This window comes from Lysobacter arseniciresistens ZS79 (assembly GCF_000768335.1).
Lineage (GTDB): Bacteria > Pseudomonadota > Gammaproteobacteria > Xanthomonadales > Xanthomonadaceae > Novilysobacter > Novilysobacter arseniciresistens.
Map to the genome: position 1 here is coordinate 1 of NZ_AVPT01000027.1, position 25,667 is coordinate 25,667.

The 25,667-nt window shown below is 71.8% G+C and carries 25 protein-coding genes and 2 pseudogenes; 9 read left to right on the forward strand and 18 right to left on the reverse strand.

Translation table 11 applies throughout. The features are described 5' to 3' along the window. The 3 genes from N799_RS11360 to N799_RS11370 all read right to left on the reverse strand — a co-directional run. A partial coding sequence (locus tag N799_RS11360) for a hypothetical protein (protein ID WP_152597936.1) occupies positions 1-291 on the reverse strand: 291 nt, incomplete at its 3' end. A 251-nt stretch (positions 292-542) separates the two neighbouring features. Next, positions 543-1,460 carry a patatin-like phospholipase family protein gene (locus N799_RS11365; protein ID WP_052101501.1) on the reverse strand — a complete coding sequence of 306 codons (918 nt, stop codon included), beginning with the start codon at positions 1,458-1,460 and terminating at the stop codon, positions 543-545. A 28-nt stretch (positions 1,461-1,488) separates the two neighbouring features. Continuing rightward, positions 1,489-2,466 (reverse strand): helix-turn-helix transcriptional regulator, encoded by a 978-nt coding sequence (locus N799_RS11370; RefSeq protein ID WP_036212517.1) that lies wholly within the window; start codon positions 2,464-2,466, stop codon positions 1,489-1,491. Between the two features lie 144 nt (positions 2,467-2,610). Between N799_RS11370 and N799_RS11375 the strand changes: the two genes are divergently transcribed. Continuing rightward, positions 2,611-3,198, forward strand: coding sequence for a hypothetical protein (locus tag N799_RS11375; RefSeq protein ID WP_052101502.1), 588 nt, complete (start codon positions 2,611-2,613; stop codon positions 3,196-3,198). A gap of 129 nt (positions 3,199-3,327) precedes the next feature. Then, entirely contained in the window at positions 3,328-3,987 is a 660-nt protein-coding gene (locus tag N799_RS11380) for a DUF481 domain-containing protein (RefSeq protein ID WP_036212475.1), read from the forward strand. A 45-nt stretch (positions 3,988-4,032) separates the two neighbouring features. Here the strand turns inward: N799_RS11380 and hemC are convergent, their stop codons facing one another. The 4 genes from hemC to N799_RS11400 form a co-directional block, all read right to left on the reverse strand. After that, the gene (hemC, locus tag N799_RS11385) at positions 4,033-4,941 is read right to left on the reverse strand and encodes a hydroxymethylbilane synthase (RefSeq protein WP_036212477.1); all 909 of its coding nucleotides are present in this window, start codon (positions 4,939-4,941) and stop codon (positions 4,033-4,035) included. A gap of 29 nt (positions 4,942-4,970) precedes the next feature. Next, positions 4,971-5,693 (reverse strand): LytR/AlgR family response regulator transcription factor, encoded by a 723-nt coding sequence (locus N799_RS11390; protein WP_036212479.1) that lies wholly within the window; start codon positions 5,691-5,693, stop codon positions 4,971-4,973. Positions 5,694-5,790: 97 nt separating this feature from the next. Beyond that, positions 5,791-6,486 (reverse strand): alpha/beta hydrolase, encoded by a 696-nt coding sequence (locus N799_RS11395; protein ID WP_036212480.1) that lies wholly within the window; start codon positions 6,484-6,486, stop codon positions 5,791-5,793. Positions 6,487-6,553: 67 nt separating this feature from the next. Then, positions 6,554-7,606 carry a patatin-like phospholipase family protein gene (locus tag N799_RS11400; RefSeq protein ID WP_036212482.1) on the reverse strand — a complete coding sequence of 351 codons (1,053 nt, stop codon included), beginning with the start codon at positions 7,604-7,606 and terminating at the stop codon, positions 6,554-6,556. 156 nt (positions 7,607-7,762) lie between these two features. Here N799_RS11400 and rpsU point away from each other — a divergent pair, with 156 nt between their 5' ends. The 5 genes from rpsU (at position 7,763) to N799_RS11425 (ending at position 12,145) form a co-directional block, all read left to right on the forward strand. Beyond that, positions 7,763-7,978, forward strand: a complete 216-nt coding sequence (rpsU, locus tag N799_RS11405; protein ID WP_036137208.1) for a 30S ribosomal protein S21 — start codon at positions 7,763-7,765, stop codon at positions 7,976-7,978. A 132-nt stretch (positions 7,979-8,110) separates the two neighbouring features. Further along, positions 8,111-8,557 (forward strand): GatB/YqeY domain-containing protein, encoded by a 447-nt coding sequence (locus N799_RS11410; protein ID WP_036212483.1) that lies wholly within the window; start codon positions 8,111-8,113, stop codon positions 8,555-8,557. 146 nt (positions 8,558-8,703) lie between these two features. After that, on the forward strand, positions 8,704-9,684 hold the full coding sequence (locus N799_RS11415; protein WP_081974998.1) for a YihY/virulence factor BrkB family protein: 981 nt from the start codon (positions 8,704-8,706) through the stop codon (positions 9,682-9,684). A gap of 30 nt (positions 9,685-9,714) precedes the next feature. Then, entirely contained in the window at positions 9,715-11,466 is a 1,752-nt protein-coding gene (gene dnaG / locus N799_RS11420) for a DNA primase (RefSeq protein ID WP_036212484.1), read from the forward strand. Between the two features lie 115 nt (positions 11,467-11,581). Continuing rightward, complete coding sequence (locus N799_RS11425; protein ID WP_036212485.1) at positions 11,582-12,145, forward strand: hypothetical protein; 564 nt, start codon at positions 11,582-11,584, stop codon at positions 12,143-12,145. Positions 12,146-12,166: 21 nt separating this feature from the next. Here N799_RS11425 and N799_RS16095 read toward each other — a convergent pair whose 3' ends face one another. The 6 genes and pseudogenes from N799_RS16095 to N799_RS11450 all read right to left on the reverse strand — a co-directional run bounded on the left by N799_RS16095 (position 12,167) and on the right by N799_RS11450 (position 17,441). Then, a complete protein-coding gene (locus N799_RS16095) occupies positions 12,167-12,700 on the reverse strand; it encodes a CBS domain-containing protein (protein WP_338038919.1) in 534 nt (177 codons plus the stop codon). A 69-nt stretch (positions 12,701-12,769) separates the two neighbouring features. After that, positions 12,770-13,976, reverse strand: a pseudogene (locus N799_RS16100) (chloride channel protein); the annotation flags it as partial. Next, on the reverse strand, positions 13,976-14,896 hold the full coding sequence (locus N799_RS11435) for a heme o synthase (protein WP_036212487.1): 921 nt from the start codon (positions 14,894-14,896) through the stop codon (positions 13,976-13,978). The gene N799_RS11435 and the pseudogene N799_RS16100, both read right to left, overlap by 1 nt. After that, positions 14,896-16,065 carry a COX15/CtaA family protein gene (locus N799_RS11440; protein ID WP_052101503.1) on the reverse strand — a complete coding sequence of 390 codons (1,170 nt, stop codon included), beginning with the start codon at positions 16,063-16,065 and terminating at the stop codon, positions 14,896-14,898. Before N799_RS11440 ends, N799_RS11435 begins: the two co-directional genes overlap by 1 nt. Before the next feature lie 34 nt (positions 16,066-16,099). After that, positions 16,100-16,690, reverse strand: coding sequence for a hypothetical protein (locus tag N799_RS11445; protein ID WP_036212490.1), 591 nt, complete (start codon positions 16,688-16,690; stop codon positions 16,100-16,102). Positions 16,691-16,700: 10 nt separating this feature from the next. Further along, positions 16,701-17,441, reverse strand: coding sequence for an SURF1 family protein (locus N799_RS11450; RefSeq protein ID WP_036212492.1), 741 nt, complete (start codon positions 17,439-17,441; stop codon positions 16,701-16,703). Between the two features lie 75 nt (positions 17,442-17,516). Here N799_RS11450 and N799_RS11455 point away from each other — a divergent pair, with 75 nt between their 5' ends. Continuing rightward, positions 17,517-17,729, forward strand: a complete 213-nt coding sequence (locus N799_RS11455; protein ID WP_036212523.1) for a twin transmembrane helix small protein — start codon at positions 17,517-17,519, stop codon at positions 17,727-17,729. Positions 17,730-17,838: 109 nt separating this feature from the next. Here N799_RS11455 and N799_RS11460 read toward each other — a convergent pair whose 3' ends face one another. The 5 genes and pseudogenes from N799_RS11460 to coxB all read right to left on the reverse strand — a co-directional run. Next, entirely contained in the window at positions 17,839-18,717 is an 879-nt protein-coding gene (locus tag N799_RS11460) for a cytochrome c oxidase subunit 3 (RefSeq protein ID WP_036212501.1), read from the reverse strand. A gap of 31 nt (positions 18,718-18,748) precedes the next feature. Next, positions 18,749-19,291, reverse strand: coding sequence for a cytochrome c oxidase assembly protein (locus N799_RS11465; protein WP_052101506.1), 543 nt, complete (start codon positions 19,289-19,291; stop codon positions 18,749-18,751). 56 nt (positions 19,292-19,347) lie between these two features. Further along, positions 19,348-19,482, reverse strand: coding sequence for a hypothetical protein (locus N799_RS16035; RefSeq protein WP_275040618.1), 135 nt, complete (start codon positions 19,480-19,482; stop codon positions 19,348-19,350). A gap of 19 nt (positions 19,483-19,501) precedes the next feature. Beyond that, a complete protein-coding gene (ctaD, locus tag N799_RS11470) occupies positions 19,502-21,118 on the reverse strand; it encodes a cytochrome c oxidase subunit I (protein WP_036212502.1) in 1,617 nt (538 codons plus the stop codon). A 53-nt stretch (positions 21,119-21,171) separates the two neighbouring features. Then, a pseudogene (gene coxB, locus N799_RS11475) lies at positions 21,172-21,978 on the reverse strand (cytochrome c oxidase subunit II); the annotation flags it as partial. A gap of 425 nt (positions 21,979-22,403) precedes the next feature. Between coxB and putA the strand changes: the two are divergent. Further along, complete coding sequence (gene putA / locus N799_RS11480) at positions 22,404-25,640, forward strand: bifunctional proline dehydrogenase/L-glutamate gamma-semialdehyde dehydrogenase PutA (RefSeq protein ID WP_052101504.1); 3,237 nt, start codon at positions 22,404-22,406, stop codon at positions 25,638-25,640. The last annotated feature ends 27 nt before the right edge of the window (positions 25,641-25,667 follow it).

Sequence of the window (25,667 nt, forward strand, 5' to 3'; positions counted from 1 at the left end):
CCCGACGCGGCGCCGCGGGACCGCGGCCGCGCCGGACCGGCCGCCGCTACGGCCGGCCTCCGGACCGGTGCCGCCGGCACGGAGGTTGTCGCCTCCCTCGCTGCGGCGGACCCAGCGCAGCGCGGCCCAGCCGCTCAGCGGCATGCCCAGCAACCACAGCGGCAACCAGCCAAGCGCCTCGTGGTGGCCGCGTGCGGCCGGCAGCAGCAGGACGAGGGTCGCGCCGATGGCGATGGCGTAACGCAGGACGTCGTCGACGACGGAGCGGCTGGCGGCTTCGGTACGGCGCATGGGCGTGGTCCTGCGGGAGTGGACCTGCAGGATTGCGCCGGCGCATCTCACGGGCTGCGACCGGTGCATTCGATCCGAGCGACCGGTGCGAGAGGTCGCAAAGCCGCCGGGGCGGGCCTGGTAGGAGCGACGCAAGTCGCGACCTGTACATGGCCTCATGAGGTCGGCGGGTCGCGACTTACGTCGCTCCTACGGGAAGAGCCCGGCAACACCCGGATCGCGCGCCCAGGGGCGCCGTCCCGGCGCAAACCTCAATAGCCCGCTTCGTCCAGCGCCCTGTCGGCCTCGTGGCGGCCGAGCGCGATGAGTTCGCGCGCGCGCCAGAACTCGTAGAACTGGCAGGCGTCGCGCGGGATGCGGATCACCAGCTCCGGCGGGTCGAGCGCGAGCTGCACTCGGGCGATCTGCGCCTGCATGGTGTCGAGCGAGCGCGACATCAGTTCGGTGAAACCATAGCGGCCGCTGTCGGGGTCGGCGTCGCGGTGCAGGCGGCGCTCCACCCAGTCCAGCAGGCGGGCGTGGGCCGGCGCCTCGTCGCCGATGCGCGGCCCGGGCGCTGCGGGTTCCGCGGGCGTGCCCGGCGGCCGGTTCGGCCAGCTGTTCATGTCGACCGCGACCAGCCGGTGCGCGTCCGACAGCCGGCTGGCGGCGATCGGCAGCGGCGCCAGCAGGCCGCCGTCGACCAGCTCGCGGCCGTTGACCCGGTGCGGGGTGAAGATGCCGGGGATCGCGATCGAACCGCGCACCGCGTCCCACAGGTCGCCCTGCCGCAGCCAGACCTCGCGCTGGCGCACCAGGTCGACCGCGACCGCGGTGAAGTCGATCGCCAGGTCCTCGATCCGCAGGTCGCCGGTGCGCTCGCGCAGCGCCGCCATCAGGCGCGTGCCCTCGAACAGCGCCGGCCGCCCGAACACCGGGTCGAGCAGGCGCAGCATGTCGGTGCGCGACATCGACAGCAGCCAGTCGCGGAACACCGGCAGCTGCCCGGCCGCGAACAGCCCGCCGACCAGCGCGCCGCTGGACGAGCCGGCCACCGCGACGATGTCGATCCCGCGCGCGACCAGCGCGTCGATCACGCCGATCTGCGCCAGCCCACGGGCGCCGCCGGCACCGAGCACCAGCGCGACCGGTTCGCCGCGTTCGATCCGCGGGGCGTCCGCCGGCGCCATCACGCGCAGGCCCCGCCGGGCGCGGCGGTCACTTCGGGCCGCGCTCGTAATTGGAGATCGCCAGCTGCAACAGCGTGCGCGCCTGCTCGCGCAGCGACGGCGGCTCGACGATCTCGGCGTCGCTGCCGTAGTGCAGCACGTCCATCAGCAGCTCTCGGCCGGAGCTGTACGGCAGCTTCAGCTCGTAGCGGCCGTCGGGCAGGAACCGCCCCTGCTGCTGCGAGTGCCAGTGCTCGTCGGCCACCCAGCGCGCGGCCTTGGCGCTGAACACGATCGTCGCCCAGCCCTTCGGCGTGCCGGAGAAGATCCCGTAGCTCGACGCCAGGTGCCGGTTGAGCTCCTCGTCGGGCAGGTCGCGCGCGGCCTCGTCGAGCGTGCGCGCGTTGCTGATGCGGTCGACCGCGAAACTTCGCAGCGCCTCGCGCTCATGGTCCCAGGCGTCGAGGTACCAGTTGTCGCGGTAGTGGGTCAGCCGCTGCGGCGAGACCGTGCGGCGGGTGTGCTGGTCGGTCGAGCGGGCGCGGTATTCGAACGCCAGCTGGCGGCGGTCGAGCACCGCGGTGGCGACGTGGCGGAACGCGGTCTCGTCGAGCCGGCGGGTGCGGTGCGGAATCACCCGCACGCGCTCGACCGGCACCCGGCGGCCGCCGGCGTGGTCGTCGAGCAGCTTCTCGATGCGCTGCTGCAGCGGCGCCAGCGCGTTCGACAGCACCCCGCCGCCACTGCGGCTCATCAGCTGCTGGGCGGCCAGCAGCGAATGCAGCTCCTCCGAACTCAGCCACAGCCCCGGCAGCTCGAACCGGCCCGGATCGTCCGGGTCGTAGCGGAAGCCGGCCTCGCCGTTGCCGATCACCGGCGCCATCAGCTGGTCGCGCAGGTAGGCCAGGTCGCGGTAGACCGTCGCCCGCGAGCACTCCAGCTCCTCCTGCAGGCGCGGCACCGTCACCGGATAGCGCGCCGCGGTGAGGATGCGATGCAGGGCGTGGATGCGTTCGATGCGTTCCATGGCGATGGCCATCTCGCGTGGATGAGTGGGGCAAGGATCGCACCGGCCGCGCCATCGCCGCCAGCGCCGTTGCCGGTCCGGCGCCCATCCCGCGTTGGGCCTTGCATCGGCGGAACTCCGCCGCGGACACCCTTCGGAGCGGACATGAACATCAGGACGATCGCGGCAATCACCCTGTCACTGGCGCTGCTGGTGCCGGCACCGTCAGCGGCACAGGCCGCCGGGGACGCGCGTGCGGAGGTCGACGCGGCGATCGCGCGCTTCGCCCAGGCGAAGAGCTTCCACGCATCGATGAGCACCGACACCAGCCCGCCGGTAACCAGCCAGACCGACTTCGTCGCGCCCGACCGCTACCGCATGACGATGCCCGACGGCGTGGTCCAGGTGGTGGTCGACGGCACGATGTACATCGACGGCGCCGACGGCGTGCGCAGCATCCCGGTGCCGCCGGAGGTGCTGGCGCGCTGGAACCAGCGCACCCGCCTCACCGGCCTGGGCCAGGGCATGGCGGCCACCGACCTCGGCGAGGACGTGCTCGACGGCGCCAGCGCGCGCAAGTACGGCATCAACAGGCCGGGCGAGACGGCCCCGGCGATGACGATCTGGATCGGCGCCGACGGCTACCCGATGCAGGTGCGCGCCAACGGCAGCGCCGACGGCAAGCCGGTGACCACCACGATCCGCTACTCGCGCTTCAACGACCCGGCACTGGCGATCACCGCGCCGGACTGACCGCTCCGGGCCGGGCGCACCGCCGCCGGCTTTGCCGACCCGGCCGGCCCGTCGGCAATGTGAACGGGGCGGTTGGGCCGCCGGCCGCGGCTTGGCATACTGCGGGCCGGTCCGCCCTGCGATGCGACGATGTCCGCCCTGCTGGGGCTGGCGCTGCTGACCAGCCCGTTCGTCACCCTGCCGCCGCCGGCCGATGTCGGCGCCCCCGCACTGGTCGCGCTTGGCAGCGACCCGGCGCGGCTGCGCCTGTTCTGCTGGTCGACCCGCTGCGGCGATGCCGAATGGCGGCAGGCGTTGGGGCCGTCGAGCCTGCTGTTCGCCGGCGGCGGCGCGGCGCGCCCCCCGACCCTGCCCGGCAGCGACCCGTGGATCGGCCTGTACGCACCGGCCCGCTCGCGCACCCACGCGGCCAGTTACGCCAACAACTGGCGCATCGGCACCCGCTACGGCGTGCAGGCGATCAGCAACGGCCCGACCCGGCTCGACGTGCAGCTCGGCGCCGGCTACCGGCTGGCCTCGCTGCACGACGACGGCATCGCCCTGCCCGGGCCGGTGCTGCGCGGGGCGCTGGAGATCGCCCACGAGCTCGGCCCGCGCGCGCAGTGGAACCAGCGTATCCAGTTCGAGACCGGCCAGGGCGTGACGTTCGTGAAGCAGTCGCTCGGCCTCGACGTGGTTTTGTGGCCGTCGTGGACGCTGGAAAGCGACCTCCTGATCCGCCACGACGAGATGGGCCTGAGCGGCAGCGAGTCGGCCGAGTCGTCATTGCGGTTGCGCCGGCGGTTCTGAGTCGTCGGCGGCGCGCGTTCAGGCCGGCGTGCGCCGGTCCGCGGGTTACAGCCCGAGCAGTTCCCCGGCGCCGCGCTCCAACAGCTGCGCCGCGACCGCGCGCCCGAGCGCTTCCGGCTCGTCGCCCTCGCCGTCCGCCCGCACCGCGCGGCCGTCGGTGGCCGAGCCGACCAGCCCGTCCAGCCGCAGGCGCCCGCCGTCCAGCGTCGCCAGCGCCGCCACCGGCACGTGGCAGCTGCCGTGCAGCGCGCGGTTCATCGCCCGCTCGGCCTCGACGCAGCGACGGGTCGGCGCGTGGTCGAGCGCGGCGAACAGCGCCAGCGTGGCCGGGTCGTCGTCGCGGCACTCCACCGCGACCGCGCCCTGCGCCGGCGCCGGCAGCCAGTCCGGCGCGACCAGCCGCGAGCGGATGCGCGCGTCCAGCCCGAGCCGCTGCAGGCCGGCGCAGGCCAGCACGATCGCGTCGTAGTCGCCGGCGTCGAGCTTGGCCAGGCGCGTGTTGACGTTGCCGCGCAGGTCGTGCAGCTGCAGGTCGGGCCGGCGCGCGCGCAGCTGGGCCTGGCGGCGCAGCGACGAGGTGCCGACCACCGCGCCCTGCGGCAGCGCGTCGAGGCAGTCGAAACGGTTGCTGATGAAGGCGTCGGCGGAGTCGGCGCGGGCGAGGATCGCCGGCAGCGCGAAGCCCGCCTCCAGCTCCATCGGCACGTCCTTGAGCGAATGCACCGCGCAGTCGGCATCGCCTCGCTGCATCGCCAGCTCCAGTTCCTTGAGGAACAGCCCCTTGCCGCCGATCGCCGCCAGCGAGCGGTCCAGCACCTCGTCGCCGCGCGTGCTCATCGGCACCAGTTCGACCTGCAGGCCGGGATGGGCCGCGCGCAGGGCGTCGGCGACGTGCTCGCTCTGCCACAGGGCGAGCGGGCTCTTGCGGGTGGCGATGCGGAGGGTGCGGGTCATCCGGCGATTATCGCAGGGCGCGGCCGCCGCTACAGGTGCTTGAGGGTCTCGCGCAGGCCGGCGACGCAGCGGCGGCTCACTTCCAGCGGTTGCTTGCCGTGGCGCAGCACGGCCTGGGTGTGGCCGTCGGGCGCGCGCCGCAGCTCGACGATCTCGTGGCGGGCGACCAGGCAGTTCCGGTGGATCCGCACGAAGCGGTCGCCGAACTCGTCCTCCAGCGACTTCAGCGACTCCTCGATCAGGTCCTCGCCGCGCGCGTGGTGGACGACGACGTACTTCTCCTCGGCCTGCAGGTAGCGCACGTCCTCCAGCGGGATCAGCCGCAGGCTGCCGCGCAGGCGCGCGCACAGGTGGCCGCGCACCGGCGTTTCGGGCGCGGTGCGTTCGCGGCCAGCGGCGAAGGTGCGCGCGCGCTCGATCGCCGCCGCCAGCCGCTCGGCGCGGACCGGCTTGACCAGGTAGTCGATCGCCTCGGCCTCGAACGCCGACAGCGCGTGGGCGTCGTAGGCGGTGCAGAACACCACCGCCGGGCGCGGTTCGAACGCGGCGAGGTGGCGCGCGGCCTCCAGCCCGTCGATCTCCGGCATCGCGATGTCCAGCAGCACCAGGTCCGGCCCGTGCTCGGCGCAGGCCTCCAGCGCCTGGCGGCCGTCGCCGGCCTCGGCCACCACCTCGACCCCGGCCAACTCGCGCAGCAGCCCGCGCAGGCGCTCGCGCGCCAGTGGCTCGTCGTCGGCGATCACCACCTTCATCCGGCGTCCCCCGTGTGGGTGCTGCGGCCCGCGGGCCGCGTCGTGACGATCTTAGCGCCGCGCCGTGGCGGCTTCAGCGACGCGCGGCCGGGCCCGCTCAGGCGGCGGCGAAACGCCGGCCCAGCCAGTCGCCGAGGTCGCGGATCTGCCCGGCGCAGACCTGGTGCGCCATCGGGTAGGCGTGCCAGTCGACCGCGAAGCCCAGCTCGCGCAGCGCCGCGGCGCTGCGCTCGCCGGCCTGGAACGGCACCACCGGATCCTGGGTGCCGTGGGCGAAGAACAGCGGCTGGCGCGCGGCGGCGGCGTCGACGGACCGCGGCAGCGCCGCCAGCGACGCCGGCGACAGCGGCAGGTAGGTCGACAGCGCGACCAGCCCGGCCAGCGGCTCGCGCCGGCGCAGTCCGGTGGCCAGCGCGACCGCACCGCCCTGGGAGAAACCGGCGAGGATGAGGCGCGACGCCGCGATGCCACGCGCCGCCTCGCGCGCGATCAGCGCCTCGACCTGCGCCACCGACTGGTCCACCCCGGCCTCGTCGGCGCGGTTGGCGAGGTCGAGCGCGACGATGTCGTACCACGCCCGCATCGGCACGCCGTTGTTGATCGTGACCGGCCGCACCGGTGCATGCGGGAACACGAAGCGCAGCGCCGGCCAGTCGCGGCGGACCAGCTCCGGCACGATCGGCGCGAAGTCGTGGCCGTCCGCGCCCAGCCCGTGCAGCCACAGCACGGTCCATTCGGGGTTGGCGCCGGTTTCCTGTTCGACGGTCTGCAGCAGAGGGGTGGAATCGTTCATCGCGGCATTGTGGCGGCTGCGCGGGCAACGGCACAAACCCGTGCGGCCGGGCGTGCCATCGCGGTGCTCAGGGCTGCGCGGCCGGCGTGCAGACCGGTTCGCGGTCGACCAGCCCGAGCCAGGCCTTGCGCTCGACGCACTCGGGCTCGCGCGCCTTCGCCCGCGCCGCGGCCGCCTTGCGCGCGGCGGCGATGCGCTCGGCCTGCTTCGCCGCGATCGCCTTGCGGATCGCCGGCAACGCGGCCAGCGCGGCCCGCTCGCCTTCGAGGATCGCGCGGTCGCGCTGGGTGAAATCGGCCGAGCCGATGTCGGTCACGCGCGGCCGGATCACCACGTCGGCGCGCGCCATCTCCTGCTCGCCGAGCTTCTGGCCCATGATGCTGATCGACTGGTTGATGATCCCGAGCATGTGCGCCGGGGTCTCGCCGGTCGCCTTGCTGGAGATGTCGACCGCGACCACCACCTCGGCGCCGAGGTCGCGCGCGGCGTCCACCGGCACCGGGCTGACCACGCCGCCGTCGACGTAATGCCACTTGCCGATCGCGACCGGCTCGAACACGCCCGGCACGCTGCTCGACGCGCGCACCGCCTGGCCGGTGTTGCCGCGCGCGAACGCGACCCGCTCGCCGGTCTCGAGCCGGGTGGCGACCGCCGCGAACGGCTTCTGCATCCGCTCCAGCGCGCGCCCGTCGACCTGCGCGTTGACGTAATCCTGCAACGCCCTGCCCTCGACCAGCCCGCCGGAGAACAGGCTGACGTCGCGGATGCTCGACTCGTCCAGCGCCACCGCCTTGCGCTGCAGCTCGAACGGGTCCATGCCGCTGGCGTACAGCGCGCCGACCACGCTGCCGGCGCTGGTGCCGGCGACCACGTCGGGGGTGATGCCGTTGGCCTCCAGCATCTTGATCACGCCGATGTGGGCGAAGCCCTTGGCCGCGCCGCCGCCCAGCGCCAGCCCGACCCGGATGTCCGGCGCCGGCACCGGCGCGGCGGCCGGGGCCTTCGGCGCCGGCTCGGGACGGACGGCGTCGCGGCCGCAGCCGGCGACGAGGCCGCAGGCCAGCAGCAGCACGGCCAGCCGGCGACGGCGGGTGGACGGGGTCGGCAACGGGGTCGACATGGGCAAGGCACGGGGCGTGAAAGCGCCGCAGCATACGCCGCCGCACCCCCACCCCGGTTGAACGCCGTCTCCCGGCTTGCGTTGCCGGAAACCACGCCGGTACAATACGCGGCTCGCCCGGACCGATCCGGGCTGTTTACCCGAACCGAGATACCTATGCCCAGCGTCAAAGTCCGCGAAAACGAGCCTTTCGAGTTTGCCCTGCGTCGCTTCAAGCGCACCTGCGAAAAGGCCGGCGTCCTCGCCGAGACCCGCAAGCGCGAGTTCTACGAGAAGCCGACCCAGGAACGCAAGCGCAAGGCCGCCGCCGCGGTGAAGCGCCAGTCCCGCCGCGCCTCGCGCGACGTGACCAAGCGCCAGCGGCTGTACTGATCGCGCGCTCCTGCGCAGGATCCCGGCCGCTGCAGGCCGGACTCTTCACAGGAAAGCCCAAAGCCGGCCGCGCCGCGAGCGCCGCCGGCTTTTTGCGTTCCCCGCACAATCTTCCCGCCCCAGGACACCGCCATGCCCCTCAAGCAGCAGCTCACCGATGACATGAAGGCCGCCATGAAGGGCGGCGACAAGCACCGCCTCGGCGTGATCCGGCTGATGAACGCGGCGATCAAGCAGCGGGAGATCGACGAGCGGATCGAACTCGACGACGCCCAGGTGCTGGCCGTGCTGGAGAAGATGGTCAAGCAGCGCCGCGACTCGGTCAGCCAGTACGAGGCGGCCAACCGCGAGGACCTGGCGTCGGTGGAGCGCGAAGAGATCACGGTGATCGAACACTACCTGCCGGCGAAGCTCGGCGAGGCGGAGATCATCGCCGCGATCGACGCCGCGATGGCCGAGACCGGCGCCGCCACCCCGGCCGACATCGGCAAGCTGATGGGCGTGCTGAAGCCCAGGCTGGCCGGCCAGGCCGACATGGGCCTGGTGTCGAAACTGGTGAAGCAGCGCCTCGCCGGCTGATCCGCGCCACAGCCGCCTCCGGGGCCGGGCCATGTCCGGCCCTTCGTCTTTGCGGGCCCTTCGTCCTCCCGGCCAGGCGCACGCGCCCGACGCGGCGCTAACCCGTTGCCCGGATACTGGCCGCATTCCGTACCCAGAGGATGCCGATGCCGAACCCGCCCCCGGCCCATCGCTTGACTGCCGACCGTCCCGGCGCGGCTGCCACGGCCGACGGCGACCGGGACCCCGACCTCGGCGACCGCATCGAGGCGCTGCAGGCGCGGCTGGAACAGAGCTGGCCGGCCAAGTTCGCCCAGCGCTTCTTCGCCTACGACCTGCTGGCGCTGGCGGCGGCGCTGTCGTTCTACACCCTGCTGTCGCTGGCGCCGCTGGTGCTGATGCTGCTGTGGCTGACCACCGCGCTGCTGCCGACCGCGCAGGAGGAGTTCTTCCGCCAGGTCGGGCTGCTGGTCGGGCCGCAGGTGGAGGAGACCGCGCGGCTGATCGTCGCCAACGCCGAGCGCCGGCCCGGCACCGGCTCGCTGGCGGCGCTGCTGGGCACCGGCGCGCTGCTGGTTGGCGCCTCGATCGTGTTCGGCCAGCTGCAGGCCGCGCTCAACCGCGTGTTCCGTTCCGACGCGCGGGCGCTGGGCGTGCTGGCGTGGCTGCGCAAGCGGCTGCTGTCGTTCGGCATGGCGATCGCGGTCGGCTTCCTGCTGGTGGTGTCGATGGCGGTGCAGGCGGCGCTGGCGGTGGTGATGGCGTGGTTGCCGGACCTGCTGCCGGCGTTCGCCGCGGCGTTCTCGTTCGTGCTGTATGCGCTGGTGTTCGCCGGCATGTTCCGGCTGCTGCCCGACCGTCCGGTGACCGCGTCGCGGGCGCTGGCCGGCGGCGCGCTGACCGCGGCGCTGTTCATGGCCGGACGCTGGGCGATCGGGCTGTACCTGGGCCAGGCCACCCTGGGCAACGCCTACGGGCCGGCCGGCGGGCTGGTGGTGATGCTGGTATGGCTGTACTACTGCGCGGTGGTGTTCCTGACCGGCGCGCTGATCACCGCGATGCTCGACGAGCACGCGCGGGTGCGCCGCCGGCTGGCGCGCGAGCGTGGCCGCGCCGGCCATGCGGACTCCCGCGCGACCGCGCCATGAGCGCCGCCGCGATGGCATCCTAGTCGGTCCATGGCCCGCATCCCCGACGCCTTCATCGACGACCTGCTGGCCCGCACCGACATCGTCGAGCTGGTCGGCGCGCGCGTGCCGCTGAAGCGGCAGGGCAAGGAGTACTCGGCGCGCTGCCCGTTCCATGACGAGCGCTCGCCGAGCTTCACGGTGTCGCCGGGCAAGCAGTTCTACCACTGCTTCGGCTGCGGCGCGCACGGCACCGCGATCCGGTTCCTGATGGAGTACGACCGGCTGGAATTCCTCGACGCGGTCGAGGAGCTGGCGCGGCTGAACGGCATGGAGGTGCCGCGCGAGACCTTCCAGCGCAACGCCAACCCCGACAGCCAGGACCTGTATGCGGCGATGGAAGCGGCGGCGACGTTCTTCCGCCGGCAGCTGGCGTCCACGCCGAAGGCGCAGGCCTACCTCGACGGCCGCGGGGTCGACGCGGGTATCCGCGAACGCTTCGGCATCGGCTACGCGCCGGGCGGCTTCAACGCGCTGCGCGACGCGCTCGGCGGCGACGAGCGGCGGATGCGCCTGCTCGAGCGCGGCGGGCTGTTCTCGAAGAACGACAGCGGCCGGGTCTACGACAAGTTCCGCGACCGGGTGATGTTCCCGATCCACGACCGCCGCGGCCGCACCATCGGCTTCGGCGGCCGGGTGCTGGAGAAGGACGACGGCCCCAAGTACCTCAACTCGCCCGAGACCGAGCTGTTCCACAAGGGCCGCGAGCTGTACGGCCTGTGGCAGGTGCGCCAGGCCAACAAGAAGATCGCGCGGCTGGTGGTGGTCGAGGGCTACATGGACGTGGTCGCGCTGTTCCAGCACGGGGTCGAGACCGCCGTGGCGACGCTCGGCACCGCCACCACGCCCGACCACGCCGAGCTGCTGTTCCGCAACGCGCCGGACGTGTACTTCTGCTTCGACGGCGACCGCGCCGGCCGCGGCGCCGCGTGGAAGGCGCTGGAATCGGTGCTGCCGCGGATGAAGGACGGGCGGCAGGCGTTCTTCCTGTTCCTGCCCGAGGGCGAGGACCCGGACACGATCGTGCGGGCCGAGGGTGCGGCCGGGTTCGACGCGCGCCTGCGCGGGGCCACGCCGCTGTCGCAGTTCCTGTTCGACTCACTCGCCGCCGAGGTCAACCTCGGCACGCTGGAGGGCAAGGGCCGGCTGGCCGAGCGCGCCAAGCCGCTGCTGGCGCAGATCCCCGACGGCGCGTTCGCCGACCTGATGCGCCAGCGCCTGACCGAGCTGACCGGCGTCGGCGCCCGCGCGAGCACGCCGGACACCCACGTGCCGGCGCAGCGCGCGCGCATGCCGGCGCGCGGCGCCCCCGCGCCGAAGCGCAGCCTGGTCCGCGCCGCGATCGCCCTGCTGCTGCAGCGGCCCGCGCTGGCGCTGGAGCTGGAGCCGCCGTTCCGCTTCGCCACCCTGCGCCAGCCCGGCATCGAGCTGCTGGTCGACCTGCTCGGGCTGATCTACGCGCGCCCGGACATCGGCACCGGCTCGCTGGTCGAGCACTTCAGCGGCCGCGACGAGTATGCCGCGCTGCAGAAGCTGGCCGCGCAGTCGCTGGCCGGCGACGAGGGCAAGTGGCGCGACGAACTGCTCGACGCGATCGCCCAGCTCGACCGGCAGACCCTGCAGCAGCGCATCGAGGAGCTGCAGGCGATCATCCACGAGGGTGGCCGCACCGCGCTGACCCCCGACGAGCAGGCCGAGCTGCGCGAGCTGCTCGGCGCGATGGTCCACACGCGGCGCAGCTGAACACGGCACGGCGGGTGCTCGCCCCGCAAACCCCGCCCCGGCGGCGCTGCACCTACACCCGGCCACCACACGACAGTGCCTACAGTCGGCGTCGTACCACCGCCGGAGACCCGCCATGCGCCGCCTGCCCACCCCCGCGTCCGTGCTGCCCGCCAGCGCCGCCGTGCTGCTGCTCTGCGCCGGCTGCCGCGCCCCCGAGCTGGCCGAGATCCAGACCGCGCCCCCGGCACCGGCACCGCTCGCGGCCCCGACGCTGGACCCGCGCATCGCCGCCGAGCAGGCGCTGGTCGCGTTCATGGAAACCGCCGGCACCGACGAGGCGCCGCAGTACCGGCAGGCCCGCGCCGACCTCGACGGCGACGGCACCGGCGACCTGCTGATGCTGATCGACGACCCGCTGTGGTGCGACGCCGACGGCTGCCCGCTGGTGGTCTTCCAGGGCCAGGCCGACGGCAGCTACACGCTGATCGGCCGCACCGACACCACCCACCCGCCCATCGCGCTGGGCAAGCACCGCAACAACGGCTGGCACGACCTGCTGGTCGGCGTCGGCGGTGGCACCATCCAGGGCGGTACCGTCGCCCTGCAGTACGACGGCGAGGGCTACCCGGGCGACCCGACGATGGTCGCGCTGCTGGCGGACGACTCGGCGCCGGTGGTCGAGACGCTGTTCGAGTAGCGGCTCCGGGCCCGCCCCGGCTCAGCCGCGACGCCGCCGCAGTGAATCGCGCAGGCGGATGTGGCGGCCGGCCTGGTGCGCCTCCTTCAGGCGCCGGGCATGCGCGGCCAGCAGATCGCCACGGGTCAGGATGCCGACCAGCGGATGCGGTTCCGCGGCGCCGACCACGACCAGCCGGCCGATGTCGTTCTCGACCATGTGGTCGGCCGCCTCGCGCAGCGAGTGGTCCTCCTGCACCACCACCGGCGGTCGCACCAGCATGTCGCCGATGCGGCGGATGTTGGGGTGCGACGGGTCGAGCAGGTCGCGCCGGGTGATCACGCCGCGCACCCGGCCGGTGTCGTCGATGACCGGGTAGCCCTGGTGCTGCGCGTCGGCGGTACCCGAGGCCATCCAGTGCCGCACCCGGCCGAGCTCGTCGCGGGTCTGCAGCGTCACCACCTCGCGCGAGCAGGCGTCGCCGACCGGCACCAGCTCCAGGTGGTCGGCGGCGTATTCACCCGGCACGCGCACCCCGCGGCGGGCGATCTTCTCGGTCATGATGGTGTTGCGCATGATCAGCGCCGACACCAGGTAGGCGGCGACGCAGCCGCCCAGCAGCGGCAGCAGCCCGGCCGGCTGGCCGGTGGTCTCGAACGCGAACACCACCGAGGTCAGCAGCGCGCGCGAGGAGCCGGCGAAGATCGCCGCCATACCGACCAGCCCGGCGATGCGCGGGTCGACCCCGAGCTGCGGTGCCGCTGCCCAGCGCGATCGCCCACGAGGCGAACTTGGCCACGCACAGCAGCGCCAGCGCGCCGACCGCGAACTCGCCGGAGACGATCCGCTCGATGTTGGTGTAGCCGACGCCGAGCGTCAGCGGCGCGAAGTAGCCGATCACGCCGACCGCCAGGCCACCGATCGCCGGCCACCACATCCAGTGCACCGGCAGCTTCTCGAATGCGTCCTCGACCCCGTACACGATGCGGGTCACGCCGACGCTGACCAGCCCGATCGCCGCGCCCAGCACCACGTAGGCCAGCAGGGCGGCGCCGCCGGGCTCGGCGATGGCGGGCATCGCGAACACCGGCTCGCTGCCGACCAGCGCGTGGCGCACGCCGGTCGCGACCACCGTCGCCAGCGCCACCGGGATCAGCGAGCGCGGCCGCAGCTCGAACAGCAGCAGCTCGACCGCGAGGATCACCGCCGCCACCGGCGAGCCGAAGATCGCCGCCATGCCGGCCGCGGCGCCGGCCGCCAGCAGCACCTTGCGCTCGGCGCCGGTGACCCGTAGCACCTGGCCGACGAAGGACCCCAGCGCGCCGCCGGTGGCGATGATCGGCCCCTCGGCGCCGAACGGCCCGCCGGTGCCGATTGCGATCGCCGACGACACCGGCTTGAGGAAGGTGATGCGCGGGGCGATCTTCGACTCGTTGAGCAGCACCTGCTCCATCGCCTCGGGGATGCCGTGGCCGCGGATCGCGCGCGAACCCCAACGCGCCATCACCCCGACGATCAGGCCGCCGATCACCGGCACCACGATCACCCACGGACCCAGCGCGTGGCCGGCCGGCGCGGCCTCGTGGAACGACCAGCGGCCGTGGAAGGCAAGGTTGGTGACCAGCCCGATCAGGGCCACCAGTGCCTGCGCGACGAACGCCGCGGCGACGCCGAGCAGCAGCGACAACGCGACGATCAGCAGGATCCGCGGCTCGACCAGGGTGGAGCGGCGCGGCATCCGCGCGGCGTCGAGGCTGGCCCCGAGCGCCGGCGCGACCGGCAACGCGTCGGTGGTGGCGCCGTCACGCAGGTGCGGAGCGTCTCCGGGCGGCGGGGTGGCCGGTCCCGCCATCACTCCACGGGCCGCAGTTCGAACGCGGCGGCGGGTTCCATCAGCGGCAGCAGCCAGTGGTCGACGAGCAGGAACGCGAACAGCGCCATCAGGTACACGATCGAGTACTTGAACACCTCCATCGCGTACAGCTCGTCCGGCGGGTCCATCAGCCGCCACGCGTGCCACAGGAACACCAGGCCGAGCACCAGCGCGCCGCCGAGGTAGAACAGCCCGCTCATGCCGGTGGCCCACGGCAGCACCGTCACCACCACCAGCAGCACGGTGTAGAACAGGATCTGCCAGCGCGTGTACTCGACGCCGTGGGTGACCGGCAGCATCGGCACCATCGCCTTGCGGTAGTCCTCGCGGCGGAAGATCGCCAGCGCCCAGAAATGCGGCGGGGTCCAGACGAAGATGATCAGCACCAGCAGCAGCGCGTGCGGGTCGAGCGTGCCGGTGATCGCGGCCCAGCCCAGCGCAGGCGGTGCCGCCCCGGCGATGCCGCCGATGACGATGTTCTGCGGCGTCGCGCGCTTGAGGAACACCGTGTAGATCACCGCGTAGCCGATCAGCGAGGCGAAGGTCAGCAGCGCGGTCAGCACGTTGACCCACACCAGCAGGATCACCATCGAGGTGGCCGCCAGCGCCAGCGCGAACACCAGCGCCTGCCGCGGGGTGACCTGGCCGGCGACGATCGGCCGCCAGGCGGTGCGTGCCATCTTGGCGTCGATCCGCGAGTCCATCAGCTGGTTGATCGCCGCCGCCGACGCCGCCGCCAGCCAGATGCCGAGGAAGCCCAGCACCGACTCCTTGAGCGGCGGCAACCCCGGCACGGCGAGGAACATGCCGATCGCCGCGGTGAACACGATCAGCGCGACCACGCGCGGCTTGGTCAGGTCCCAGTACTGCTTCACGGTCGGTCGGGCCGGCTTGTCCATCACGCCTCCGGCGCCCGCAGGCGGGCGAGCAGCGACACCAGCACGAACAGCAGCAGCACCGCGCCGGCGTTGTGCAGTACCGCGGTCCACAGCGGCAGCGCCAGCTTGACGTTGGCGACGCCGAGCGACACCTGGGCGATCGTCAGCAGCCCCAGCGCACTGGCCCAGCCACGCAGGCCGGGCGTGCGCAGCAGCCGCGCCGCCAGCCACAGCAGGTAGACGAACACCACCACCGCCATCATCCGGTGCGCCATCTGGATCGCGATGCGCGAGGCGCCGTCGAGGATGCCGCCCTCGTAGTCGACGCCGATCCCGCGCCACAGCACGAAGCCTTCGCCGAAGTCGGTCGGCGGCCACCACTGGCCGACGCAGGTCGGGAAGTCGGTGCCGCAGGCGAGCGCGGCGTAATTGGCGCTGGTCCAGCCGCCCAGCGCGATCTGCACGCCCAGCAGCACCAGCCCCGCCACCAGCCAGCGACGCAGCCGCGCCGCGTCGGCCAGCCGGATCGGCAGGCCGGTCGCCCGCCACGCCATCCACAGCAGCAGCGAGAACGTCAGCAGGCCGCCGAGCAGGTGCCCCATCACCACGATGGGCTTGAGCAGCCAGGTCACCGTCCACATCCCCAGCAGCGCCTGGAAGATGATCACCGCCAACGTGATGGCCGCCACCCGCGCCAGGTCGAGGTTGCTCCAGCGCAGCGCGGCGAACAGCAGCACCGCCTCGCCGGCGACCGCCAGCACAGACGCCGCGACGTGCTCGCCGTGCATGTACAGCGGGATCGCGACCGCCACCAGCGCTGCCGCCGCCAGCACCTGGGCGACGCCGTGGCGACGGCGGCGCACGGCCAGCAGCGCCAGCGCCAGCGTCAGCACGCCGAGCGCACCGGCGATCATCCGGTGGAACTGCTCTCGCCAGGCCTTGTGCACCTCGACTGGGCGGATCGCGGTGGCGGCGTGGTCGGCGCCCTGGCTGGCCTCGGTCGGCCACGCCGCGCGGCCGTAGCAGGTGGGCCAGTCCGGGCAGCTCAGGCCGGCGTCGGACAACCGCACGAACGCACCGAACACGATCACCCCGAGCGCCAGCGCCACCGCCAGCCACGCCAGCCGGTGGAAATGGCGGGCGGGCCTGGCGAAGGCGCGCGGGGGGGACGCGGTGCGGGTCGTGGTCATGCGGTTCTCGTGCGATGGCGCCGGCAGGCGGCGCTCAGATCAGTTTCAGCAACTTGGCGATGTCGGCGCGCAGCCCCGCCGGATCGAAGCCGGGAGGGTAGCGCAGGATCACGAAGCCGTTCGGGTCGATCACGTAGACCGGCACGCCTCCGACACCGGCGTCGGCGCGCGGCAGCGCGGCCCGCAGGCGTGGATCCGGGTCCAGCAGGTGGAGGCTGCGCGGGCGCGCATCGGCCGGCGGCATGCAGCCTTCGGCGTTGCAGATCCACAGCAGGTCGACCCGGTCCGCGTCCTTGCCGAACAGGCGCCAGACGGTATCGAGGTCGCGCGCGAGCGCGTCGCAGGCGGTGCCGCATCCGGCCGGCGGCGCCGCCACGATGCGCCAGGTGCGCGCCTCGTCCGCCCAGCGGTACTCGCCGCCGTCGGCCAGCCGCGGCACGACGTCGCGCAGGTCGCCCGGCGGGTCGAGCAGCTCGCCGTGGTTCCTGCGCCCTTCCGGCTGCCAGCCGGAGAACCGCAGGATGCCGGCGACCAGCATGCTGCCGAAGAACATCACGAAGATCGCGATCAGGAACATCCGATTGCGATTGCGGGTGCGGTCGTCGACCACCCTGGTGTCGTTCATGCCGGAGCCTTCATTCGCGGGGGCCGCCCGGCGTGCTGCGCCGGCGGCGGAAGGTGAGGATCAGCGCGGTCGCCAGCACCGTCAGCGCCAGCCCGTACCACTGGACGGCGTAGCCGCGGTGCTTGTCGGGCGGCAGCGTGTTGGCGAGCAGTTCGAGGTCGCGCTCGTAGCCCAGCGGCATTGCCGGGTCGAGCCGCAGCACGCGCGGCGCCAGCGGCGCGGACAGCCCGGTCGCCTCAGCGATCGCGTCCATGTCGACACGGGTCAGCAGCCAGCCCTCGTCGACCTGCAGCAGGCCTCGGCCGATCCGGATCCCGCTCGACGGCGGCGCCGCCAGCAGGCCGCGCAGTTCCAGCCGGCCTTCCGGCCGCGGCACCGGCGGCAGCTCGCGCGATGGCGGCAGCGGCAGCCAGCCGAGGTCGACCAGCAGCGGGCCGGCGTCGCCGGGCACGAAGATCCGGTAGGCGCGCACGCCGACCCGGCCGTCGCGCTGCTGGTTGTCGAGCAGCAGCGGCGCGCGAGGGTCGAACGTGCCGGTGCCGACCGCCCAGTCGTAGCGGTCGATGCGGGCCGGGTCGTGGGCAGCGGCCAGCGGGTGGACCTCGCGCGTGGTCAGCACCTGCGCGGCAGCGTCGAGCATCGCCTGCTTTTCCACCGCGCGCTGCGACTGCCAGCGGCCGAGGCCGGCAAACAGCACCATCGCCGCGACTGCCAGCGACCAGCCCAGCACCAGCGTGGCCCCGCGGCTCATCGCACCACCACCGCGGCCTGCGATAATGGCCGCGTCGTGGCCCCGGCGGCCACCCTGGGCGCGGTGCGCCGGAGCATGTTGATGAAGACCCTGCTGATCGTCGGCTTCCTGATTCTCATACTCTGGAACCTCGGTGCCGGCCTCTATTACATGCTGGTCGACAAGGGCGAGAGCAAACGCACGGTCAATGCGCTGACCCGTCGCATCGCGCTGTCCATCGCGCTGATCGTGCTGGTGGTGCTGGCGGCGAAGATGGGCTGGATCGAGTTCCACGGCGTCGGCCGCTAAGCCTCCGCCGGCGCCGGGTTTCCGGGCGCCCTAAACGTCGAAACCGCGACGGGCGCGGTTGCGACGGTCCCCGCGTCGCGCTCCCCGCGGGGAGCGCCGGCCGTTTGGCTCAGAGCACGTAGACGAACAGGAACAGGCCGAGCCAGACCACGTCGACGAAGTGCCAGTACCACGCCACCGCCTCGAAGCCGAAGTGGTTGTCGCTGTCGAAGTGGCCCTTCAGGCAGCGGAACCAGATCACCGCGAGCATGATGGTGCCCAGGGTCACGTGCAGGCCGTGGAAGCCGGTCAGCATGAAGAAGGTCGAACCGTAGATGCCCGAACCCAGGGTCAGGTTGAGGTCGCGGTAGGCGTGGATGTACTCCTCCGCCTGGAAGAACAGGAACACGCAGCCCAGCAGCACGGTGATGCCGAGCCAGACCAGCAGGCCGCGGCGGTTGCCGGCCTTGAGCGCGTGGTGGGCGGCGGTGATGGTCACGCCCGAGGTCAGCAGGATCAGCGTGTTGAGCAGCGGCAGGCCCCACGCCGGGATGGTCTGGAACTGGCCACCGACCGCGCCCGGGCCGTTGGTCGGCCACGCCGCGCTGAATCCTTCCCACAGCAGGTTGTTGGTGGCCATGCCGTCACCGGCGCCGCCGAGCCACGGCAGCGCGTACTGGCGCGCGTAGAACAGCGCGCCGAAGAACGCGGCGAAGAACATCACCTCGGAGAAGATGAACCAGATCATCCCCATCCGGAACGAGACGTCGACCTGGCGGTTGTAGTTGCCGCGCACCGACTCGCGGATGACATCGCCGAACCAGCCGAACAGCACGCCCGCCAGCAGCGCCAGGCCGATCACGAAGGTCCAGCCGCCCCAGCTGACGTCGTTGAGCATGGTGGCGAAGCCGACCATCGCCACGAACAGCGCGATCGAGCCGAGGAACGGCCAGCGGCTGCTGTGCGGCACGAAGTAGATGTTGGCGTCTGGCGATTGGGCTTGGGCCATGGCGGCGTTTCCGTGGTTCGTGGATGCGTTGTTACGGTGCGGCGGCCGGGGTACCGGCCACCGGATGGGCCGACGCGGCCTGCTGCGCGGTCAGCGCGTCGTTCTTGTAGAAGGTATAGGACAGCGTGATCGTCTTCACGTCCTCGGGGAGGTTCGGGTCGACGATGAAGCGCACCGGCATGTCGCGGCTTTCGCCGGCGAGCATGGTCTGTGCGGTGAAGCAGAAGCACTCGGTCTTGCTGAAATAGCCCGACGCCCGCGCCGGCGCCACCGAGGGCACCGCGCTGCCGACGATCGTCCGGTCGCTGTTGTTGTGCGCGCGGTAGCTGGTTTCGTACTGCTGGCCCGGGCGCACCTGCATGGTCAGCCGGTTGGGCTCGAACTGCCACGGCAGCTTGGAGTTGACCCCGCCGTCGAACTGCACCGTGACCAGCCGGTCGGCGGCGCCGCGGGCCGGCGTGGCCGCCGCCGCGGTGTTGTCGAGGCGGATGCCGAACACCTTCTCGCAGGCGATGCGGTACAGCGGCACCAGCGAGAAGGTGAAGCCGAACGCCAGCACCGCCACCACCAGCATCTTGCCCAGGCCCTTGCTGGCCCGGGCCTGCGTCTGCTCCGGGGTCCGCGGCGCGCTCACCGCCCCACCACTCCGCTGAGGATGAAGGCGACGTACACCGCCAGCACGATCCCGCCGATCCACAGCGCGGTCCGGCGCACGGCCTTGCGGCGTGCGTCGGGGTCCAGGCGGGGATCGCGGGTCGGGATCATGGCGTGCGGCGTGCCGGCGTCAGTGGGTGACGTCGCCGTGGGCGAGGTCGCCGTCGCGGATCACCGGCGGCGTGGTGAAGGTGTGGTGCGGCGCCGGACTCGGCACGGTCCACTCCAGGCCACGGGCGCCTTCCCAGGCACGGGCCTCGGCCGGCGCACCGGCCTTCTTCGAGCGCCACAGGATGAACGCCATCAGGAACGGGGTGACGAACATGCCGAACGCGCCGATCGAGCTGACCAGGTTCCAGTCGGCGAACACCACGTTGTAGTCCGGGATGCGACGCGGCATGCCGGCCAGGCCGAGGAAGTGCTGCGGGAAGAACAGCAGGTTGACGAACACCATGGTCCACCAGAAGTGGAACTTGGCCAGGCCTTCGCTGTACATCCGGCCGGTCCACTTCGGCCACCAGTAGTAGACCGCGCCGATGATCGCGAACAGCGCGCCGGTCACCAGCACGTAGTGGAAGTGCGCGACCACGAAGTAGGTGTCGTGGTACTGGAAGTCGGCCGGCACGATCGCCAGCATCAGGCCGGAGAAGCCGCCGATGGTGAACAGGATCACGAACGCGATCGCCCACAGCATCGGCGACTCGAACGTCATCGAACCGCGCCACATCGTGGTGACCCAGTTGAACACCTTCACGCCGGTCGGGATCGAGATCAGCATGGTGGCGTACATGAAGTAGATCTCGCCGCCCAGCGGCATGCCGGCCGTGAACATGTGGTGCGCCCACACGATGAACGACAGGAAGGCGATCGCGGCGGTCGCGTACACCATCGCCTGGTAGCCGAACAGCGGCTTGCGGGCGAAGGTCGGGATGATCTCCGACACGATGCCGAACGCCGGCAGGATCATGATGTAGACCTCGGGGTGCCCGAAGAACCAGAAGATGTGCTGGTACATCACCGGGTCACCGCCGCCGGCGGCGTTGAAGAACGAGGTCGCGAAGAACTTGTCGGTCAGCAGCATGGTGACCGCGCCGGCCAGCACCGGCATCACCGCGATCAGCAGGAACGCGGTGATCAGCCAGGTCCAGGTGAAGATCGGCATCTTCAGCAGGTCCATGCCCGGCGCGCGCATGTTGAGCACGGTGGCGATGATGTTGATCGCGCCCATGATCGAGCTGATGCCCATCATGTGGATGGCGAAGATCGAGAAGGCGACGTTGGAACCGCCCTGCAGCGACAGCGGCGGGTACATCGTCCAGCCCGCGGCGGGGCCGCCACCCGGGAGGAACAGGGTCAGCAGCAGCAGGGTGAAGGCGAACGGCAGGATCCAGAACGACCAGTTGTTCATGCGCGGCAGCGCCATGTCCGGCGCGCCGATCTGCAGCGGGATCATCCAGTTGCCGAGGCCGACGAACGCCGGCATCACGCCGCCGAAGATCATCACCAGCGCGTGCATCGACGTCATCTGGTTGAAGAACTCGGGATCGACGTGCTGCAGGCCGGGGACCGCCAGCTCGGTGCGGATGACCACCGACATCGCCGCGCCGACGATGAACATCAGGAAGCTGAAGATCAGGTACAGCGTTCCGATGTCCTTGTGGTTGGTCGAAAAGAACCAACGGTCGATGAAGCCCTGCTTGTGGGCGTGGTCATCGTGGTGATCAGCAACGGGGTGCGTGGCAGCCATGGCCTACCTCTGGATTACGTTTGTTTGACGACGCGGACGGATCAGCCGCCGGCCTGCTGCGCGGCCAGCCACTGGCGGTACTCCGCCGGAGGCACGGCCTTGACCACGATCGGCATGAAGCCGTGGTCCTTGCCGCACAGCTCGGCGCACTGGCCGCGGTAGATGCCCGGGGTCGAGATGTCGGTCCAGGCTTCGTTGACGATGCCCGGCACCGCGTCCTGCTTCCAGCCCAGCGCCGGCACCCACCATGCGTGGATGACGTCGTCGGCGGTGATCACGAAGCGGATCTTGGTGTCGGTCGGCAGCACCAGCACGTTGTCGACGTCGAGCAGGTAGTTGGCGTGGTCGGCCGCGGTCGGCACCACGCCACTCTGGCGCAGGGCGTCGCTCTTGCGGTCGAGGCGGCTGGTGAACTCGACGCCCTCGCCCAGGTACTCGTACTTCCACATCCACTGGTAGCCGGTGACCTTGACGGTCATCTCGGCGTCGCGGGTGTCGTACATCGCGATCAGCTTGGTGGTCGCCGGGGCCGCCATCAGCACCAGCAGCACCACCGGGATCACGGTCCAGAGGATCTCCAGCCGGGTGCTGTGGGTGAAGTCGCGGTCCGGCACGGCGCCCTTCGACTTGCGGAAGCGGAACATCGCCACCGCCATCGCGCCGAACACCAGCACGCCGATCGCCACGCAGATCCACAGCGCCAGCATGTGGGCTTCGTATGCGTTGTTGGACAGGTGGGTGACGCCGCGGCCCATGTTGAGCTGCCAACGCTCCGGATCGGCGCTCTGCGCGAATGCGAGGACCGGCGACGCCGCCATTGCGACGCCCGCTGCCCATTGCTTGAAACGACCGGCTTTCATCACTTCGAGCCCCAGAATCAACTTTATTGTCAGGAAGTTACGATTTTTCGTGCTCCGCGGGCTGCCACTGCCGGCGCCGCACGCCGTGGCGGCGCTGGACCAAGCGAATGGTGGCTGGCGAGCCCGCCCGGGGCCCATCACGCCGATGGCACACGGCCACCGGGCGCTACGGATAACCTCCGAATGGTAGCCCTGGAGCCGGGGAGCGGCAAGCCGATCTCCATCACAGACGGCCTCGCGCGGGCCATGACGCAGGTCAAACGACTCGCGTCGAGGCTGCCCGCGGGGGTGCTTCGGCCCCTCCCCGACCGGCCGCCGCGGGCGGATGAATCGGACAGGCATGGCAAGGTCGCGGGGGCGCCCACGCCCCCTTCCGGAGGCTTAGACTAGCAGCCGTTCCCCGCCCTCTTTTCTGTGGGTTTTCCATGGCCAGCCAGCCCCCCATTGCCGGCGACCGCGCCGGCGACGCGCGTTCCCGTGCGTTGATCACTCCCGAACTGCCGCAGGCGCCGGTTGGCCCGCGTGCCGCCATCACCACCGGCTGGATGCGCGACGAGGCCGCCCACGTGCGCGACCTGCTCGACCGCGCGCGCCTGCCCGAGGCCGAACGCGCCGCCGCGCAGGCGGTGGCCGCCGACCTGGTCACCCGGGTCCGCGCACGCGCCCGCGACCAGGGCGCGATCGAGGCCTTCATGCGCCAGTACGACCTCGGCAGCGAGGAAGGCGTGCTGCTGATGTGCGTGGCCGAGGCGCTGCTGCGCATCCCCGACGAGGAGACCACCGACCGGCTGATCCGCGACAAGCTCGGCGAGGCCGACTGGAAGCGGCACATGGGCAAGTCGGACTCGGTGCTGGTCAACGCCTCCACCTGGGGCCTGATGCTGACCGGCCACCTGGTCGACCTGGCCGACGAGACCAAGCGCGACGTGCACAACGCCTTCCAGCGGCTGGTCGGCCGCGTCGGCGAGCCGGTGATCCGCCTGGCGGTGCGCCAGGCGATGAAGATCATGGGCCACCAGTTCGTGATGGGGCGGACCATCGGCGAGGCGCTGGCGCGCTCGAAGAAGGGCATCAACGCCAGCTATCGCTACTCCTACGACATGCTCGGCGAGGCCGCGCTGACCGCCGCCGATGCCGACCGCTACCTGCAGGCCTACCGCGACGCGATCGCCGCGATCGGCGCCAGCGGCGACTTCCGCAACGCCGACGTGTTCGGCACGCCGAGCATCTCGGTCAAGCTGTCGGCACTGCACCCGCGCTACGAGCACGCCAAGCGCGCCCGGGTGCTGGCCGAGCTGACCCCGCGCGTGCTCGAGCTGGCCCGGCTGGCGAAGCAGCACGGCATCGGATTCACCGTCGACGCCGAGGAAGCCGACCGGCTGGAGCTCTCGCTGGACGTGTTCGCCGGCGCCTACTCCGACGCCTCGCTGGACGGCTGGGAAGGCTGCGGGCTGGCGATCCAGGCGTACCAGAAGCGCGCGCCGGAGGTGATCGACTTCATCGCCGACCTCGCCCGCCGCCACGGCCGCAGGATCCCGGTGCGGCTGGTCAAGGGTGCGTACTGGGACACCGAGATCAAGCGTGCGCAGGTCGACGGCCACGTCGGCTACCCGGTGTTCACCCGCAAGCCCAACACCGACGTGTCCTACCTCGCCAACGCGCGCCGGATGATCGACGCCGCCGACGCGATCTACCCGATGTTCGCGACCCACAACGCGCAGACCATCGCCACCGTGCACCGGATGGCGCGGCTGGGCGGCAAGCGGGTCGAGTTCGAGTTCCAGAAGCTGCACGGCATGGGCGACGACCTCTACGCCGAGGTGATCCCGGCCGACCGCCTCGACGTGCCGTGCCGGGTGTACGCGCCGGTCGGCAGCCACGAGGACCTGCTGCCGTACCTGGTCCGCCGCCTGCTCGAGAACGGCGCCAACTCCAGCTTCGTCAACAGCATCACCGACGAGGACGTCGCCATCGACGACCTCATCCGCGACCCGGTGCAGACCGTGGCCGGGTTCGAAACCATCATGCACCCCCGCATCCCGCTGCCGGTCGACATCTACCGCAGCTTCGCGGACTCGTTGAAGTATTGCGACAGGAGCAACTCCATGGGCGTCAACCTCGCCAACGACGACCAGCTGCGCGCGCTGGCCGAACAGATCAACGCCTCCGTGCGCGACGACTGGTTCGCCGAGCCGCTGGTGCCGGGTGCCCGTCCGTCCGGCGAGCGCCTGCCGGTGACCAACCCGGCCGACCGCCGCGAGGTCGTCGGCCAGTGGCTGCCGGCCGACGCCGCCACCGTCGAGCAGGCCGTGGTCAACGCGGTCGCCGCCCAGCCGAAGTGGGACGCGACGCCGGCCGCAAGCCGCGCGGCGATCCTCGAGCACGCCGCCAACCTGCTCGAGTCGCGCATGGCCGAGTTCATCGCGATGTGCACCAAGGACGCCGGCAAGACCATTGCCGACGGCGTCGGCGAAGTGCGCGAGGCGGTCGACTTCCTGCGCTACTACGCCTGCCAGGCGCGCAGGATGTTCCTGGTCGAGCCGCTGCCCGGCCCGACCGGCGAGACCAACACCCTGCATCTGCACGGCCGCGGCGCGTTCGTCTGCATCAGCCCGTGGAACTTCCCGCTGGCGATCTACATCGGCCAGGTCGCCGCCGCGCTGGCCACCGGCAACAGCGTGATCGCCAAGCCGGCCGAGCAGACCAACCTGGTCGGCTACGCCGCGACCAAGCTGCTGCACGAGGCCGGCGTGCCGGTGGACGTGCTGCAGTTCGTGCCGGGCGACGGCCAGACCGTCGGCGCCACGTTGACGAAGGACCCGCGCATCGCTGGCGTCGCCTTCACCGGTTCCAACGAGACCGCCAACGCGATCAACCGCGCACTGGCATCGCGCGATGGCGCGATCGGCGTGCTGATCGCCGAGACGGGTGGCCAGAACGCCCTGATCGCCGACTCCTCGGCGCTGCCCGAGCAGCTGGTCAAGGACGCGATGAGTTCGGCGTTCACCTCGGCCGGCCAGCGCTGCTCGGCCGCGCGCGTGCTGTTCGTGCAGGACGACATCGGCGACAAGGTGATCACCATGCTGGCCGGCGCGATGGCCGAGCTGAAGGTCGGCGACCCCGGCCTGCTGTCGACCGACGTCGGCCCGGTGATCGACGAGGACGCGCTGAAGAACCTGCAGGCGCACGCCGCGCGGATGGACCGCGAGGCGCGCCCGATCGCCACCGTCGCGATGGACGACGACACCGCGCACGGCAGCTTCTTCGCCCCGCGCGCCTATGAGCTGCAGTCGCTCGACCAGCTCGACAAGGAGGTGTTCGGGCCGGTGCTGCACGTGATCCGCTGGAAGGTCGGCGAGCTCGACAAGGTGATCGACGCGGTCAACTCGACCGGCTACGGCCTGACCCTCGGCGTGCATTCGCGGATCGACGCGACGGTCGAGAAGATCGCCGCGCGGATCAAGGTCGGCAACTGCTACGTCAACCGCAACCAGGTCGGCGCGGTGGTCGGCGTGCAGCCGTTCGGCGGCCAAGGCCTGTCGGGCACCGGTCCGAAGGCCGGCGGCCCGCACTACCTGCCGCGCTTCACCACCGAGAAGACGATCACCATCAACACCACCGCTTCGGGCGGCAATGCCTCGCTGCTGACGCTGGGCGAGTAACCGCGGTCGCGGCCCGGCGCCTCCCTC